The organism is Williamsia muralis (assembly GCF_051487485.1).
Classification (GTDB): Bacteria; Actinomycetota; Actinomycetes; order Mycobacteriales; family Mycobacteriaceae; genus Williamsia; species Williamsia muralis_B.
On the sequence record NZ_JAHVCV010000020.1, the window covers coordinates 1 to 15,290 of the forward strand.

The 15,290-nt window shown below is 59.6% G+C and carries 17 protein-coding genes; 9 read left to right on the forward strand and 8 right to left on the reverse strand.

Translation table 11 applies throughout. The features are described from left to right. Positions 1-454 precede the first annotated feature (454 nt). From KXR83_RS26540 to KXR83_RS26560, 5 genes are all read left to right on the forward strand, one after another. Entirely contained in the window at positions 455-790 is a 336-nt protein-coding gene (locus KXR83_RS26540) for a hypothetical protein (protein WP_437427202.1), read from the forward strand. Between the two features lie 89 nt (positions 791-879). Then, on the forward strand, positions 880-1,065 hold the full coding sequence (locus KXR83_RS26545; RefSeq protein WP_437427203.1) for a hypothetical protein: 186 nt from the start codon (positions 880-882) through the stop codon (positions 1,063-1,065). A 9-nt stretch (positions 1,066-1,074) separates the two neighbouring features. Further along, positions 1,075-1,554, forward strand: a complete 480-nt coding sequence (locus tag KXR83_RS26550; RefSeq protein WP_437427204.1) for a hypothetical protein — start codon at positions 1,075-1,077, stop codon at positions 1,552-1,554. Beyond that, complete coding sequence (locus KXR83_RS26555; RefSeq protein WP_437427205.1) at positions 1,551-2,501, forward strand: acyl-ACP desaturase; 951 nt, start codon at positions 1,551-1,553, stop codon at positions 2,499-2,501. Before KXR83_RS26550 ends, KXR83_RS26555 begins: the two co-directional genes overlap by 4 nt. A gap of 352 nt (positions 2,502-2,853) precedes the next feature. After that, positions 2,854-3,381, forward strand: coding sequence for a MaoC family dehydratase (locus KXR83_RS26560; protein ID WP_437427217.1), 528 nt, complete (start codon positions 2,854-2,856; stop codon positions 3,379-3,381). Here the strand turns inward: KXR83_RS26560 and KXR83_RS26565 are convergent. Beyond that, complete coding sequence (locus KXR83_RS26565; protein ID WP_437427206.1) at positions 3,352-4,404, reverse strand: helix-turn-helix domain-containing protein; 1,053 nt, start codon at positions 4,402-4,404, stop codon at positions 3,352-3,354. The genes KXR83_RS26560 and KXR83_RS26565 overlap by 30 nt on opposite strands. A 396-nt stretch (positions 4,405-4,800) precedes the next feature. Next, positions 4,801-5,007: a hypothetical protein gene (locus KXR83_RS26570; RefSeq protein ID WP_437427207.1), complete on the reverse strand. Its 207-nt coding sequence runs from the start codon at positions 5,005-5,007 to the stop codon at positions 4,801-4,803. A gap of 230 nt (positions 5,008-5,237) precedes the next feature. Here KXR83_RS26570 and KXR83_RS26575 point away from each other — a divergent pair, with 230 nt between their 5' ends. The 4 genes from KXR83_RS26575 to KXR83_RS26590 all read left to right on the forward strand — a co-directional run bounded on the left by KXR83_RS26575 (position 5,238) and on the right by KXR83_RS26590 (position 9,209). After that, the gene (locus KXR83_RS26575; RefSeq protein WP_437427218.1) at positions 5,238-5,819 is read left to right on the forward strand and encodes a recombinase family protein; all 582 of its coding nucleotides are present in this window, start codon (positions 5,238-5,240) and stop codon (positions 5,817-5,819) included. 382 nt (positions 5,820-6,201) lie between these two features. Then, positions 6,202-7,809 (forward strand): methyltransferase domain-containing protein, encoded by a 1,608-nt coding sequence (locus KXR83_RS26580; RefSeq protein WP_437427208.1) that lies wholly within the window; start codon positions 6,202-6,204, stop codon positions 7,807-7,809. Next, on the forward strand, positions 7,806-8,735 hold the full coding sequence (locus KXR83_RS26585) for a XamI family restriction endonuclease (protein ID WP_437427209.1): 930 nt from the start codon (positions 7,806-7,808) through the stop codon (positions 8,733-8,735). Before KXR83_RS26580 ends, KXR83_RS26585 begins: the two co-directional genes overlap by 4 nt. A gap of 276 nt (positions 8,736-9,011) precedes the next feature. Continuing rightward, the gene (locus KXR83_RS26590) at positions 9,012-9,209 is read left to right on the forward strand and encodes a hypothetical protein (RefSeq protein ID WP_437427210.1); all 198 of its coding nucleotides are present in this window, start codon (positions 9,012-9,014) and stop codon (positions 9,207-9,209) included. A 29-nt stretch (positions 9,210-9,238) separates the two neighbouring features. Here the strand turns inward: KXR83_RS26590 and KXR83_RS26595 are convergent, their stop codons facing one another. The 6 genes from KXR83_RS26595 to KXR83_RS26620 all read right to left on the reverse strand — a co-directional run bounded on the left by KXR83_RS26595 (position 9,239) and on the right by KXR83_RS26620 (position 15,004). Beyond that, the gene (locus tag KXR83_RS26595) at positions 9,239-9,616 is read right to left on the reverse strand and encodes a hypothetical protein (RefSeq protein WP_437427211.1); all 378 of its coding nucleotides are present in this window, start codon (positions 9,614-9,616) and stop codon (positions 9,239-9,241) included. Next, positions 9,613-10,407 (reverse strand): ParA family protein, encoded by a 795-nt coding sequence (locus KXR83_RS26600; RefSeq protein ID WP_437427212.1) that lies wholly within the window; start codon positions 10,405-10,407, stop codon positions 9,613-9,615. Before KXR83_RS26600 ends, KXR83_RS26595 begins: the two co-directional genes overlap by 4 nt. A 244-nt stretch (positions 10,408-10,651) precedes the next feature. Beyond that, the gene (locus tag KXR83_RS26605) at positions 10,652-10,879 is read right to left on the reverse strand and encodes a hypothetical protein (RefSeq protein WP_437427213.1); all 228 of its coding nucleotides are present in this window, start codon (positions 10,877-10,879) and stop codon (positions 10,652-10,654) included. Next, positions 10,876-12,798, reverse strand: coding sequence for a type IV secretory system conjugative DNA transfer family protein (locus KXR83_RS26610; RefSeq protein ID WP_437427214.1), 1,923 nt, complete (start codon positions 12,796-12,798; stop codon positions 10,876-10,878). The genes KXR83_RS26605 and KXR83_RS26610 overlap by 4 nt, the downstream gene beginning before the upstream one ends. Further along, a complete protein-coding gene (locus KXR83_RS26615) occupies positions 12,795-14,360 on the reverse strand; it encodes a relaxase/mobilization nuclease domain-containing protein (RefSeq protein ID WP_437427215.1) in 1,566 nt (521 codons plus the stop codon). Before KXR83_RS26615 ends, KXR83_RS26610 begins: the two co-directional genes overlap by 4 nt. Before the next feature lie 92 nt (positions 14,361-14,452). Continuing rightward, positions 14,453-15,004 carry a hypothetical protein gene (locus KXR83_RS26620; protein ID WP_437427216.1) on the reverse strand — a complete coding sequence of 184 codons (552 nt, stop codon included), beginning with the start codon at positions 15,002-15,004 and terminating at the stop codon, positions 14,453-14,455. Positions 15,005-15,290: the final 286 nt, after the last annotated feature.

Here is a 15,290-nt window from a genome sequence, read left to right on the forward strand (position 1 = left end):
GGAGCCTCCTCCCAGACTCTTGCAAATCCCTTTTTTGCGTCTACGGCCTCCAGGCCGTCGGACGCAGATCGACCCGCACGAAGTGCGGTCGCGACTACCGAAACGAGCGGAGCGAGTAAGGGCGAGATGCCATGAGCGTAGCGAATGGCACCATCTCGCTGCAAGCTTTAGCTGCGGAAGCGTAGCTGATGGAGCGGCCCACTTCCGAAGGGGTCGAGTGCGAGCAATGGCGCGCCAGCGCCGAGCGAAGCACGAGTACCCCTGACGGAGGTGGGCAAGCGGAGGACTGGGCGCCATTCGGGGCAATGTCGCGCTAGCGACGAGCCCCGATGGCGCTTAGTCCTCCGCGACGCTCTATCAGCGGAGCTGACCGGAGCGCGCTCGCGCGCTCCCGCGCGAAGCGCGCTTCGGTCGCCCGCGACAGGACACCAGGGAGCGCTCTAAGCTCAGTCCTATGACTTCCACATCCGAAACCTTCAAGTTGTCCGACGTGCCATCGTTCGAAGCTATTGAGAGTGCAGCTCAGCAGCGCATCCAACGCCGTCAAGAAACGGGCCGACGCCTCGTTGAGATCGCACTAAATCTCAAAGAAGCTCAGACTCAAGTTGAAGTTCTGACAAGGCAGTACGCGGACGCCTACAGCGACGCAACAACCGACGCTTGGAGCGCGGACGAGCTTTCAGAGAACGGCCTACCCGACCCGGCCTCTCGAAGCGTTCCTAAACGACGCCAGCGCCGGACGAGCGCGAAAGCTAAATCCGCATCCAGCAAGTCGGACGCGAATCAGTAGAATCGTCTCTGCGGGGGGAACTGCCGAGGCGGCAGCGCAGCAGGAAAAAGCCCTCCCTCCCTGATACAAGCAACGGAGAGAAGCTGCACATGTCTGTTCTCGCAAAGATTCGCCGGCCTTCGACGGTCGTCCTCGTCACGGCGGTGATGAGCGCGGGTTCCATGGTTGCGCTCGCGCTGTGGGCACAGTGGGTGTCAGCCAGCTACTTCAATCGGATCGGTGGTTCACACTTCCAGCCAACCGCGAGAGAAGTTCTCGACGGCACGAACCAATAGAGGAGAAGCATGACACTGCCTTTTGACACACGAAAAGTCGTTTCATCGAAAGCGTTCGCTGACGCCAACGAGGCTGAGCGTGCTAGCACCTCTGGTAGAGGTCGGATCGTCGATCACTATTTCGAGTTCAACGATGAACCGGGATGGCTCTGTGAGTTGCGAAATCTAGCCCTTGTCGAGTACGACGACGGTAACCAGGAACTCAGAAAACTAGAGGAAGCGACCTTCGTAACTGAGCTGGCTCTAACTGCTCTGGGCTACCGCAGGGAAGGGCTCGAAGCGACCTTTGGTGAACCGGCCGATCGAAACTTCAAGGATTGCGGTGCAGTCTGGAGCTTCGCGCACATTGATGAGGTCGAGCGAACGGTGGTTGCGCCCGCTGCTCGCATCATTGTTCAAGCGTTCGGCGACTTTCCCCAACTTGACGGTGTGGTGAATCGACCCGAGGAGCCCATCTCCTGGATTGCTCCCATCCCGGAGGCACAGTGACTGATATTCAAGTCCTCAAGGAAGATCACGATCTACTTATCGAAGCCATAGATCCAATGGCAGAGGAGGAGCTGGCGCGCCATCTTGCTGCTACGACCGAATGGCATCCGCATGACTTCATCCCTTGGGACGAGGGGCGGAACTTCGCGCGCCTTGGCGGTCAAGATTGGCACGTCGAGCAATCAAGTCTTAGTCCAGTCGCACGCACCTCGTTGATTGTGAACCTTCTCAGCGAAGACAACCTGCCGAGCTACCACCACGAAGCTTCCTTGCGCGCCCTCGGCAGCGAGGTGTTTCAGGAATGGGTCCATCAGTGGACAGCCGAGGAGGCTCGCCACTCGATAGCGTTACGCGATTATCTAGTAGTCACTCGGGCTGTTGACCCTGTGGAACTCGAACGTGCTCGCATGAGTCAGATGACTGCTGGCTGGCGCAGACCAGACAATGAGGGGTGGATCGCAGGCCTCGTTTACGGCACCCTCCAGGAGCTAGCCACCAGAATCTCTCACCTGAACACCGCGCGTCTGTGTGAATCAGAACCGGTGATCACAGATCTCCTCAAGCAGATTTCTCGCGACGAGAACCTGCACATGCTGTTTTACCGAAACGCAGTGAGAAGAGTGTTCGAGGTGGCCCCAGACCGCACCATGAAAGCGGTGCACGACTGCATGACCGAATTCATCATGCCAGGGGTCGCCATGCCGGGATTTCGCCGAGCTTCAGTCGAGATGGCGAAGGCGGGGGTCTACGACGTTCGCCAACACATCGGCAACGTATTGACTCCGCCTCTACGACACTGGCGGGTCTTCGAACGCGGTGATCTTTCTGACGTAGGCGAGAAGTACCGTGACCAGTTGGCCGACTTTCTTCAGGAACTAGAGAAGAAGGCTGTGCGTTTCGAAGAGCAGCGAGCGCGAACATTGTCGCGTCGCGACGCCGGTGTTTGAGTCCACGCCAACGGCACTGGCAACTCTCGCTCACAGCTTGCGCCAGAGCGCGCCAGTCATTGGCAAGGGCCGGGGGAGTTTCGATGCCTCCGACTTTGGCCCGCTGCTCAACAAACCGATCGAGCAGGCAGCACTTTTGAGGCCACGCCGCGTCGCCATGTATAGCTCCGCGACGGGCGATGCAGCGCAGGAACAAGTGCCCATTGGTTACCTCTACGTGCTGGCACAGCCACTACTCATGCGACTGTTGGTGGACCGTAGATCTCCGCCTTCTCCGGCCTCGATGGTTCACGTAGGAAATACAACCCACCTCAATGAGCAGCTTGAAGTCGGGGAACGGCTGACAGTCCAGATGACATGTGTCAACGCGTTACCAGATCAGCGCGGGACTCTGCTCGTGTACGAAAGCTTGTTCTGGCGGGCAGGTCAGAGGGGGACTCCCGTCGCGGTTCAACGGACTGCGCTGCTGGCGCTTTCACCGCGCGGGAGTGGTGTTGCCAAGAGTGGCCGGCCATCGTTACGAACGGCGGACCAAACTTGGGCTCCAAGCGTTGCCAAGATCGCGGCTACGCGGCAGCGTGCACGAAGGTACGCGCTGATCGCGCAGGACTTCAATCCGAACCACCTGTCCGTAGCTGCGGCTCGGGCTCTCGGTTTCAGAACCATGATCGCCCCTGGTATGTGGACTGCTGCGACCGCTCTTGCAGCAGTCACAGATCCCGCGAAAGTATCGGCCTTCGAGGTGGAGTTCCTGCGCCCGGTATTTCTACCTGACACGCTCGATGTCCTCGTCAGCGAGCAAGCAAACTACTTTCAGGCAGAAGTCTGGCCAGTCTGCACGGAAAAATGTTCAGTACGAATCACGGCCTCGCCCTTCTAACTGATGGGTGCATCGCCGGACGCGGTCACCTTCATCAACAAATCCGTTGTAGTCGCAACGGCTGCACCGCGTGACAGCGGTCCAATGTTGCTGCCGTTCAGTTTCGCGGGCGTCGTCGATGGCGGCTGGTCGGTTGTGCAGGTCGTCGTGTTTGTTGAGGATCATGGCGAGCAGGGGGATGGGGCGGTGGGGGTTTGCTGCGATCCAGTTGCCGTTGCCGGTGAGTGTGTAGTCGCGGAGCAGTGCGTTGAGGTCGCGGCCGGTCCAGTTATGGGCGGCTGGTTTGGCTAGGACGTGTGACCAGGCTGCGGGTGTGTATCGGCGCGCCCAACTCGGTGTTTGTGGGTCCTGGCGCCATCTAGAAGCCAGCAGGAGGCCTTTCTGGTCCGGTTCAGGACCGGCCCACCTCCTCCTTTTAGTAGCTCGGTCACGCGAAGCGTGGCCTTTGAGTTTTCCGGCGTTGCCGGTGGGGGTTAGTGAGTAGTTATGGGAGGAGGTGTTACGCCCTAAAGGGCGCTTTACAAGGTGGGGTGCCGCTTGGGTGTGACCTCGACGTTTATCCACAACCTGAACACCGTGGAGGGCGTAGACGCTGGCCCAGCCTTGGCTGCTGTCTCCGACCCGGTGCGAGGCCAGTCGTTCGGCCAGGGTGCGTTGGCGGCCGCGCAGGATTTCGGTTGCTAGGCCAAGGTGCACGAGCACTTGCCGGGCGCGTGAGATGGTGCGTGGTTTGTATCCGGTCATGCGTGCGATGAGCTCTATAGTCGGCCGGCAATTGCGTCCGGTCCCGAAGTCGGCACGCACTGCGTGTGCGGCGGCAATCTTGACCAGGGTTTTGAGCGCGATGTCGCTTTTCCGGGAGGGTCCATGCGCGCCGATCAGGGGACGGATCTGGTCGTAGTGCAGGGCATATGCGACCTGGACGTCCCAGGTGAGCCACTGCTCGGCGGTGCGCCAGCAGGGAACGCCGGCGTAAGCACGGCGACCGACATCAAGCGCGATGCGGTCACGTGTGCGCAGCACCTCAAGGATCTTCTCTTTGCTCGCTCCCGGCCGCGAACGAGCGACGATCGCTGTCAAGGGGCCAAAACGCGTCGTCGCGTAGCCGCGCCGCGGTCGCTGCGGTGTGGACCCGCAATACCGGCGACGAGGGAGGGTTAGAGATAAGCCGGACTCTGTTTCCGACACGTGATGTTCAGGGATTGCACGGCCAAATGGGTGCGCGCTACCCTGAGGCTGTCCAGTCAAGACAGTCCCTTCGGGGATGTGAGGCGAAAGCCTCACCGGACCGAGCTGGTAACTCGGTCCCACAACTTCAAACGAAGACCCTCCGGTGTCCGCCGGGGGGTTTCTTCATGTTGCGCGTGGCTTCCGCATATTCAGATGTTTGGTCACCTGGCCGCTAGTGGCGGCGATAGGTCATGCGGACTGCGGCAACACCTCCTGAATTCCGTTGGTATCCAACAAGTCCGGGTTGTCTGCCTCAATAAGGCGCTCAACGTAGTCCGTGAACGACATGCCGTGCGCACGGGCCTTCGCCACACCCACCGATTTGATCCGACCTCGGAACTTGAGATGCGTACTTTTCAGCTCTGCACCCGTGGGGTCTTTCTTCGGCCGGCCCATGCATTGATTCTGTGTCTACGGAAGTGCTGGATGCGTGACCGACACGCCGTAACTCTATGTTTCATTAAGGGAACCTCAAGCGGGCACTCTACCGTCTTCGGCACGATTCGAGTGACCAGGTCACACGACTGTCCGAATAGACCGCCCTCTTAGATGCCCCTTGGCGGGGGGTCAACCGGGCTTGGACAAACTCCGGCAAACTCTTCACTGTGGTCACGTCCGGTAACAGCATCCGAGTGGGCTACGCGCGCGTCTCAACAGCCCAGCAGGATCTCGCGGCCCAGATTGCACAACTAGCCGCTTTAGAGGTCGATCCTGACCGCATCTACACCGACCACGGTCTGACCGGAGCCAATCGCGAACGCCCCGGTCTGCGCGAAGCGATGGCCGCATGTCGGAGTGGAGACACTCTAGTAGTCACCAAACTTGATCGCTTGGCGCGTTCGGTGCCAGATGCACGAGACATCGCTGCCGAACTGATCGCTGCAGGAACGGCACTGCAGATCGGTTCCGCAAAATACGATCCCACGGACCCCATTGGCCGCCTTCTGTTCAACATCCTCGCCATGGTCGCCGAGTTTGAATCTGACTTGATCCGTGCACGAACTCGCGAGGGAATGCAGATCGCGAGAGCAAAAGGGCGCTTGAAAGGCAAGCCGCCCAAACTGTCGGGTCCTCAGGAACGACATTTGATGAAGCTCGTGAACGAAGGGCAACACACTCAGTCGGAACTAGCGGAGCTCTTCGGCGTTGGCCGAACTACCGTCTATCGGACTATCCAGAGGAACCGCCGAGCTAAAGAAGCTGATTAACGCCCCTTCCGAGAGCATCTCGCCAACAGCTCCAGTTGGCTGTTAAAGTCACTGTCGTCGACGCAATTGCGTCGACGACATCGACACCCGGTCCTGTCGACCTTGGAGGCGAAGTTGACAACACCAACTCAGCGCATCCGCCGCCCACACGGTGAGTTGAAGAGCGCCATGCGCGAATATCTCGCAAGCCGCGGCGGTGGCCCGGCATCCATCAGAGAAATCCAGGACGCCACACGGCCCGCCCTCGGTGATGCCCCTGCATCGTCTTACCGATCCGCACTCCAAGACGAGCGATACTTCGAACGCGTCTCACGTGGCGTTTTCCGGCTCTGTGGCTAGCCGGGGTCAGTCGCTGTCTGCGGCTGGTGACAGCATCGCACCTATGGATGAGATTAAAGACTTAAGCGATCTTGTCCGTCTGTGCGTCTCCCTCGGAGCAGACTCGACAGGGACACTCACAACTGCCGAAGCCAAACTAGTCGCCCGAGGAGCTCGTCAGCGCATCTCAGCTGCGACATCCGAGCTGGCAAGCAAACAGATCCAGGCGGGCCATGATCCGCTAGGTGACGCTTACTGTCGCATCGTTTCAGCACCTGAACGCCGACCTCTCGGCCAGACTTATACACCTGAGACAATCGTGACAGCGATGATTAAGTGGGCTGTCGACCAAGGTGAGGCCCCGGTAAGAATCGTGGATCCTGGGGCCGGTTCCGGTAGGTACCTACTGGCTGCCGCCCGGCAGTTCCCCAACGCAAAAGTTGTGGGCGCCGACATCGACCCAGTTGCGACATTGATGCTTCGTGCAGGCATCGCAGCGGCCGGCATCCGCAAGCGAGCAACCGTGGAAGTTGGGGACTACCGCGCCCTAAAACTCCCAGAGATAAAGGGCCGCACACTATTTGTAGGAAACCCGCCCTATGTACGCCACCATCAGATCGACCCAGAATGGAAACGATGGTTGATTGCAACTGCCCGAGAACGCGGACTTCGCGCTAGCGGGTTAGCCGGCTTGCATGTGCACTTTTTCCTCGCGACCGCCGAGCATGGTCGTGCTGGAGACTTCGGTACCTTCATCACAAGCGCTGAGTGGCTTGACGTGAACTACGGAAGCCTCGTCCGGGAGCTGCTGCTCGAAGGATTGGGTGGTGAGTCACTCCATGTTCTTGACTCAAAAGCTGCACCTTTCGCCGACGCCACCACCACCGGCGCGATCACCTGCTTCAAAATTGGAGCCAGCCCCAAATCAATGAAGGTACGGCGCGTTGAAAGCGTCACCGACTTGGGCGCCCTAGACAAGGGACGAGCGGTGTCACGTCAGCGGCTCTCTGAGGCAAACCGCTGGTCAGTGCTCACGCGTGTCACGCCCAAGCTGCCCGAGGGTTTCGTTGAACTCGGAGAGCTTTGCCGTGTTCATAGGGGTGCGGTTACGGGGGCTAATGGCGTATGGGTTCATCGTGGTGGAGAGATAGATCTTCCAGATAGCGTGCTCTATACCTCCGTCACCAAAGCGCACGATTTGTTCCGCGCCGGAGACCGGCTGTCCGCGCCTGGGGAGTTGCGCCACGTCATAGATTTGCCAGTTGATCTAGATATTTTTGATGCAGACGAGCGTAAAAAGATAGACAGATTCCTTCGGCTCGCTAAGAGCAAGAAGGTTCATGAAGGCTATGTGGCCGCTAACCGAAAGGCCTGGTGGAGTGTGGGCTTGCGCGCCGCAGCTCCCGTGCTAGCAACATACATGGCCCGCCGACCACCCACTTTCGTCCGAAACGACGTAGCCGCGCGGCACATCAACATTGCTCATGGCCTATACCCTCGGCAGGAACTGAGCACAGTTGTCCTGGACAACCTGGCAGCCCACCTTCGTTCAGGGGTTACGCTTTCGCAAGGACGCACCTACGCGGGGGGTCTTACGAAGTTTGAACCGAAGGAGATGGAGCGCCTGCCCATACCGAGCCCCGAGGCTTTAGGCGAAGGAGTCATTGCGTGAGACAGATTCCACCACCTCGATGGTCGGACGACGTCCTCGCAAAAGATTCCGCAGATGCGATCCAACTATTTCGCGACATACGCATCCACGAACCTCTCGAACAGTACTTGGAAGTCTTCGATCAATACCGAGACTCGGTCGAGAACCTTATCGAGGGGACGATAGACCTTACCCAGCTCACTGATCAGGCCGTAGATTTGCTTACCCAACCAGATCTTCTAGTCGCGATTCGCTATCTCGCCTCGCCGGCCATCAGCGAAGACGACTTGAAAGTTGTTGCAGAGGCAGTCCTAAGCCCTACGCGACTCCGGGCTGATCCCGCAATGGCACAGAGAGTCGTCGATACCGTGCTCTTAGCATTGGATCGCAACAGATTCCCGTGGGTCAGTGAAGATCGCGAGCCTACCGCTGCGGAGCGGGACGTCGCTATTATTTCTACTGCTGCATTGATCGCCACCCAAAAAGTACAGACAGCCCGACGCAATACTTCGAAAGACGATCAAGAGGAAGCTGTAGCAGCCTGCCTAGTAGCAAACGGTTTCATCGAAGTTCCACGTCGTGCCGTATACAACATCTCTGACTTGCCCGAACCCGGTCACTATTGCCGCGAGAGCCATTTCGGATCTAGAAAAGCTGACCTCATTGTGCGCATGTGGGACGGGCGGTCGATGCCTATCGAGTGCAAAGTGAGCAATTCGTCCACTAACAGCGTAAAACGCCTGAACAACGACGCCGCCGCCAAGGCGAAGACCTGGATCCAAGAGTTTGGCACGTCAAACGTTGTGCCTACCGCAGTGCTGTCAGGTGTCTTCAAAGTGCACAACCTCAGTCGCGCCCAAGCCGATGGGCTGACACTGTTCTGGGCACAACGCCTGGACCCCATGATTGAGTTTATAAACAGCACGAGAGCCCCGACGAAGCCCTAGACCTGGTTTCCCTTCTACCAGGGCCGGTTCGTCGAACACGGCTGATGCTAATCGACGATAGTGGCAATACATGTATTGCATGCATTAAGAGTATCGCAAGCAACCTCGATGTCACCGACCAGTCATACAGTGGCAAGGCAGCGCGGAGCGGTGCCGCGGCAGCTTGAACGTTTCACTGCGTGGCCATGAGAGGACTTGACGCCTATGTCGTGGGGTTTCAGCAACATCGACACATCTAATCGCTGGGTCAACGAGATTGTGCGCGCTTATTCAGTCTTGGAAACTGCCACTCACGAGGACGAGGGGCTCTACGGTTCGGTCCTGCTCGATGAGATAGCGAACATGGTCGATATGCCGGAGGGGCAGTGGGACCTAGCGCTAGCCGAGATCGAACTACTGGGCGTCGGCCAGCTGCAAACTCACGCAGACGGGCAGCTGTATCTGTTCATGAACGTCACCCCTCGCTACCGCTAAAGACAGCCTCACAGGGGAGCTCGCGCGTCTCATTTGCGTTCCGGCCGCGCCGGGTAGGGCTCCCCGTCGTTTAACCGGGCCTGGAGGCTGCGTGTGTAGGCGTCGAGCGCTGCCGTCACGTACTCGCTCCAGTTGTCGGGGGCGGTCGGTTCCGACTGCACGCTGTACTGCGCATTGCGGGCCGCGATCAGCACGTCTCGGTCCACATACGCGCTGATCTGCTGTTTGCTGGCAGGGACAACCTTGGTAGATCGTTTGGCCGGCGGCTGCTGCCGTTGTTGTGGCGGAGGTGGGGCCGGACTCTCCGTTGCCCGATCTGCGACATAGTCTGCGGCTCGATCGATGCTGCTGGTGAGTTTCTTGGCCTGCCCTTTGGGTTTGAGTGGGTTGTTCTGTAGGCCGCTCACGCCTTGGGTCCTCTCGCATCGAGTTCACGTGCCGCGTCAACGTAGGCCAATGCCGCAGTACTGCGGGGCGCGTAGACGGTCACAGGTTGCCCGTTGTTGTAGCTTTCAGTGACTTTGACACTGCTCGGAATGGTGTTGCGTAGCAATTCATCTGGAAACGATTCGCGCAGCGCCTCGATAATTTCTTGGTCAATCCTTTGGGACCGGTTCACCCTGCCAACCAAGATGTGATCGATACGCGCATCCGGGTTCAACCGCTTCGTAATCTTGTCAACGAACTCGGAGATGGCGACGACGGCTTCGAGTTCCATGGCCCCGGCTGCGACCGGCACCAAAATTTCGTTGCAGGCGATCAGTGCACTCGCGGTCAGGTCTCCGGTATCGCCGGGGCAGTCGATGAAGATGTAGTCGTAGTCCTGGCCGATGAGCGCCAGCTCCGAGCGCAGCACGTGATACCGCCCGGGATCGGACGCGAACGCTGTCCCTATATCCCGTAGATCAACTTCTGCTGGAATCACCGAGAGCCCAGCTATCGAGGTCGAGACAACAGCCGCTTCGGCAGTAGCGTTCTCAAGCACAACATCTGCGCTCGTGGACTCGAACAACTGGCGTTCGCCGTCCTCCGTGAGGCGGTAGGCGCCCAGGTTGGTGGTGGCGTTGCATTGGGAGTCAAGATCAACGACCAGCACCTTACGGCCCTGAGCGGCCAGGGCCGAGGCCAGATTTACAGCACTCGTTGTCTTAGCGGTCCCGCCTTTGTGGTTGGTCACAGCGATTATCCGAGCTGTCATGGAAATCCCTTCTCTAGCTCTAATTGTATTAGTAGTAATACTACCCTTACCTGCAATACATGTATTGCAGGTAAGGGTAGTATTAGCGAGAAAGCCCCCGCAACCTCCTCAGAGGAGTGTTGCGGGGGCTTTGCCTTATGGGGTTGATCAGGTTCCGGTTAGATGAGCAGTGTGTAGGTGGTTCCGGGCAAGTAAGGTTTGTCCGGAACCCCTGCACCCCAGCTCAGCGCGCACGTGGTCGGGTTCACGGCTTGAACTCGGCCAGAGGTGGCGGCGCGTACAGGTCGCATAGTTCTCCCACAGCAGGCGCGTAGGCCAGCTCGTAGGCACAGACGATTGGCTGCTGCTGTTCCTGGGACACAGACGCTGCTGGTTCGAGTTGGTGGATGTAGATCGCTGCCATGGTTGCCGCAGCGCAGAGCAGAGCGCATGCGAGAAGTGCGAAGGCCTGAATGGCTCGGGTTGTGTTCATGAGTTGTTCTCCTTTTCGGTGCCGCTGGTTGGGTGTTGCTCCGACAGGTGCGGCGAGCCTGCCGGTGGTGTGTGGCCGTCCACAGCGGTGGGTGCGTTGAATCCGAGCTTTTCGGCGATCGCGTGTTGCTTGTAGGCAAAGTGAATGATGTGTTGCCACACCGGGTTTGAGAAGTGCATGCCGATGGTGATGAGGTGGTGTTGAGCACCAATGAACATCAGCGCTTTTCCTGGTGGTAGTTGTGCAATGTCGCCCTGGAGCAGTACGCGGCGACTTTGAATCTGCCAGCTCGGGTTTTGCCGGGTGACTGGAATGTTGTACTGCCCGACGTAGCTGGTTGATTGGCTGTAGCCCTGCATAACTCGGTCGTATTCGCCGGATGCGGCGCTTAGTGCGTCGAGTGTGTAGGGCTCGACAACTCCGTTCAGGATGACTTTGGTCGGGAACAAGGTCAGGAAGCCGTCAGCGTCGCGGCCCCACCTGTTTCGGGCTCGCGAGAGGTCCTGAATGCCCACGAGCACGTGCAGGGATTGACCGCCAGCTTCACTGACGACGGCCGGTAGCGGGATCGGCGCGGTGTTGTTGGCCTCGTCCAGCACGAAGGTGACGTGCGGCCGTTTCGGTTCTCTGAGTTCGTCTTCTGCTCGATGTCGGGCGTAGGTTGCGAACCGGATTTCCTCGAGGAGCCCAGCAATGAGCGGTGCGTACTCTTTCTGTTTTTCAGGGCTGGCAGTGATGTAGAGGGTGTCTGAGCTGCGCACGAAGGCGTAGGGGTCGAAGTTTGGGTTGTCTCCGATTTCGCGAGCCGCGGTGCTTCCGTAGATTCGCAGTAGCCGGACCATTGTTGACTTCACCGAGCCGCGTTCGCGTTCGGGGATGTCTTGCAAGCTCTCGTGCTGGTCGAGGGCGATTTTTGCCCCAGTGTCACCGTTGCTGGCAGCGAAGATGAGCGCGCCAGCTACTTCCTCAATGGTCTCTTTGCTGTCTGGACGATTGGCCCACTGCGCGACGCGGGAGATTGGTTGGTTGTCGAGGGCCGCTGCATAGAGCAGGACTTCAACCCAGTCTCGTGCGCGGTCAATGAAGTGGTCACCGTCTCCGCCTTGTGCACTGTCCTGTTTGCGGGAGGGTTCAGCCATTCGGTTGGCTCGGATTCGCGCATCGTCCCAGGTCCGAAGGCCGACAAGTGGTGACCACCGAGCGGGCTTGATGGAGGAGTAGGCCTGTTGCTGGTCGCCGCCGGGGTCGAAGTGCCAGGTGGTGCCGAGCAGGCCGCGTACGGCGGCGGTGGCGTTGAGTAAGTCCGCCTTGATCGATGAGGCGACAAGTGCGGCCGGGGCCGCGATGATCGACGGAATTAGGACCGCCGATGACTTACCGCTTCCTGGCGGTCCGATGACGAGCATCGCGCCACGGGGCTCTGCGGTGATGTACTCGCCCAGGTCGTTCCATCCGACGTGACCGCCTGATTGGCCGTAGGGCTCGGATGCGATGGAGAGCAGTGTTCGATGGGGGTCTAGAGCTGTCACGATTTGCTGCTCGACGCTCGGTCTCGCATCAGCTTTTGCCAGCGCCGAACTGTGCCCGCGCCGCGACTGTGCCAACCAGAACGCCGCCGAGTAGGCGAGCATCGCGAAGAACTGCGGTAGCAACAGCAGGAAGAAGCAAATGATGTGCCCTTGAGCGAACCGCCGGCCTTTTCCGCCGTCTCGCCAACCGAGCGTCAGGCCAATACAGGACGTCACGATATGGATGAACCAGATCAGCGGCCCAAGACCTCCGCTCAACGAATTTGCGATGGTAAAAATGGGCATGATCAGGCATGCCGCGATCGCGTAGAAGATCCAATACATACCCTCCTTGCGGTTGTTGTGTAGAACGACTCCGCCGGTCGCCTGTGGGCCCCATCCGCCGGTCATCGTTCTTGCTCCGTTTCACGCTCGCGGTCTTGTTCTCGTTTCTCGTCGCGCTCCTGGGCCTGGCGTCGTGCTTCTTCCTGAGCTTCTTCTCTGGTCATCTTGTTGTCGCTGCTCGACTGGCTGTGTCCTGGCTTCATTGGTGATGCCCCCTCTGTAGATGTAGATGTGACTTCGTGTGCGCTGGCCCCCTGGCCTTTAGTGGCCCCTCCTGCCTCGGATTTGTCGTAGTGGTTTTCCGGTCGCTCCGGTTGCGTGCGGTCCTCTGCGCGTTGTCGCGCAACCGCACGCGCATCGTCCCGAGACATAGGACGACTAGGAATACGTTCTGGCTCCGTCGCACGGTCGCTGCTGCGACTCTTTCGGTCATCGGTGGTGCGTCGTGACTCTTCATCACGTGGACTTGATCGCTGCCCGCTCGAATCCTTCGACGCGTCGGTACGGGCGAACTCCGCTCGGGCCTGCTCTCGCTCGCGAATAGCGGCTCGCGCTGCTTCGCGCGCGTCCTCGCGACTCATCGCCCCGCGAGCGGCGTTGCGGTCCTCCTGCTGCCGTTCCTGCGACTCTCCGGCCTGAGTGTGTCCGGTAGTTGTGTCCTGACGGCTCGGGGCCGCTGTTTGCATAGGCTGCTCCCGGTCATGACGATGCGCTGACCGCGCGGCTTCGCGCCTGTCCTCACGTGCGGCCGTCTCGTTTGCTTTCGCCTGATCTACAGAGTTAGACGAGGGTGCTGCCGCAACACCGCTCCGCGCTGTTTTGCCCTCGAATTCTTGTGGTGGAGTCTCGCGGCGGGCGTTGGTCTCCTTCACGTCGCTGACAGAGCGCCGTTTGTGATCGTCGTTGCGCTCACTCAATCGTTGCTGTTGCTGCTGCCAGCCGTACTGCTTTCCCAGCGCTGAGCCTTTGAACCAGACCTGCTCACCGGCCTTGTCCGTGTGACCGTCTAAGCCGTAGCTGTAGCCGTTCATGCGGCCTTCGGGGTTTCGCTCAGTTGGCCGGGACACGTTCGCCCGGTGAGTGACGCCGCGCCGCTCTAGCTCTGATTCAAAGCCCTCGCGGGTGCCGTTGCTGGCTCGCTCTGCTTCGGCGATCCGGCTGCGGAGTTGAAGTCTCTCCGGGTCGATCTGTCGGCCGGCCTTTTGAGATAAACGCTCTGCGCGCTCGCGGTCGTTGCCCGACACCTGGGGTAGATCGCGATCGTATCGCTTGCTCGCATCAACGAGGTTGTGACTGCGTTCAATCCCACGCACTGCGTCTTGCGCACGCAGTTTGTCCTTCCATTGATCGACAACTGTGCCGTCCCATTTGACGCGCGACATCGTCAAATGAATGTGGTCATCAGCGTGCCGAACTGCCTCCCATGGAGAATCCGCGAACCCCATCTTGCCGACGTACTCGTTGGCGATCTGGCGCCACTCACGGTCCGTTAGGTTGCGATCCTCGGGGGCGATCCTGAGCGATGTTCTGATGATCGGATTGGTCAGCTTGGGGTTCGTACGCTTGACGTGATCATCAATCGCGTAGGAACGCTCCTTCCATGAGCGACCGGCCACATTTCCTGCCACTTTGTGGGGGTTGCTGTGCTCATCGCGACGCCCTGGGCCGTGGTCGTAGTGCAAGGCTCCGTAAGCGGAAGATCCGCGCGTTATCCGAGGAATCATCTTGGCCGCCCGAGCATGCTCCATGCGGCCATCGCGTTCACTAGATCGATGCTCAGCGACTCGATTCGATAGGCCATACGAACATCGGTATCCAGTGCCCAGGCGTGGAGCTGTGCCGCGTTGTTGATAGCTCCTGAGAGCTGGCGGCGCGCATCCATGACCGAATCAGTAGCACGGCGGTCTGACACATATCCGGCGACGCCGAGCACGACATCACGCGCCCACGCAGACACCCGTTCAAACCCGACTCGGCTCGCGGACTCGGACCACTGTTGAACCTCGCTGTCAGACACTCTGACGTTCACCAACTCAGTGCGCGGGCCGCCACTCGACAACACAAATGAAGACGAGTCCGCAGCGAGATTTTCCGCCAGCGCTACAACCTCAATGAGTGCACGGATGGACCCCGCCGCGACCGCCGCGAGGCGGTTGCTATCGAACGCACATTGATTCAAACGTGCGCAGGCATCGACTAGGCGCTTCAGATCAGAGTCCGACACGGCGGGCATTCCAGGCCGAAGATTGCCCGTCGAGATTGCGTCAGCCACCTGCCCCCGGCACCAATGCGCCAGACTGCTCGCAGCGCGCGCCCGCGCATCACGGCGCGGATCGCGGAGCATGGCCGCGCGTACGCGGTCCTGCTCATCTATCGCGAAACGAAGTGCCACAACGCGGCCTCTCAATCGGAGCCTCCTCCCAGACTCTTGCAAATCCCTTTTTTGCGTCTACGGCCTCCAGGCCGTCGGACGCAGATCGACCCGCACGAAGTGCGGTCGCGACTACCGAAACGAGCGGAGCGAGTAAGGGCGAGATGCCATGAGCGTAGCGAATGGC

Excerpts from the sequence above, each read along its gene's own strand:
- KXR83_RS26540 (WP_437427202.1), top strand. The coding sequence starts at position 455 with ATGACTTCCACATCCGAAACCTTCAAGTTGTCCGACGTGCCATCGTTC.
- KXR83_RS26545 (WP_437427203.1), top strand. The coding sequence starts at position 880 with ATGTCTGTTCTCGCAAAGATTCGCCGGCCTTCGACGGTCGTCCTCGTC.
- KXR83_RS26550 (WP_437427204.1), top strand. The coding sequence starts at position 1,075 with ATGACACTGCCTTTTGACACACGAAAAGTCGTTTCATCGAAAGCGTTC.
- KXR83_RS26560 (WP_437427217.1), top strand. The coding sequence starts at position 2,854 with ATGACATGTGTCAACGCGTTACCAGATCAGCGCGGGACTCTGCTCGTG.
- KXR83_RS26570 (WP_437427207.1), bottom strand. The coding sequence starts at position 5,007 with ATGGGCCGGCCGAAGAAAGACCCCACGGGTGCAGAGCTGAAAAGTACG.
- KXR83_RS26580 (WP_437427208.1), top strand. The coding sequence starts at position 6,202 with ATGGATGAGATTAAAGACTTAAGCGATCTTGTCCGTCTGTGCGTCTCC.
- KXR83_RS26600 (WP_437427212.1), bottom strand. The coding sequence starts at position 10,407 with ATGACAGCTCGGATAATCGCTGTGACCAACCACAAAGGCGGGACCGCT.
- KXR83_RS26605 (WP_437427213.1), bottom strand. The coding sequence starts at position 10,879 with ATGAACACAACCCGAGCCATTCAGGCCTTCGCACTTCTCGCATGCGCT.
- KXR83_RS26610 (WP_437427214.1), bottom strand. The coding sequence starts at position 12,798 with ATGACCGGCGGATGGGGCCCACAGGCGACCGGCGGAGTCGTTCTACAC.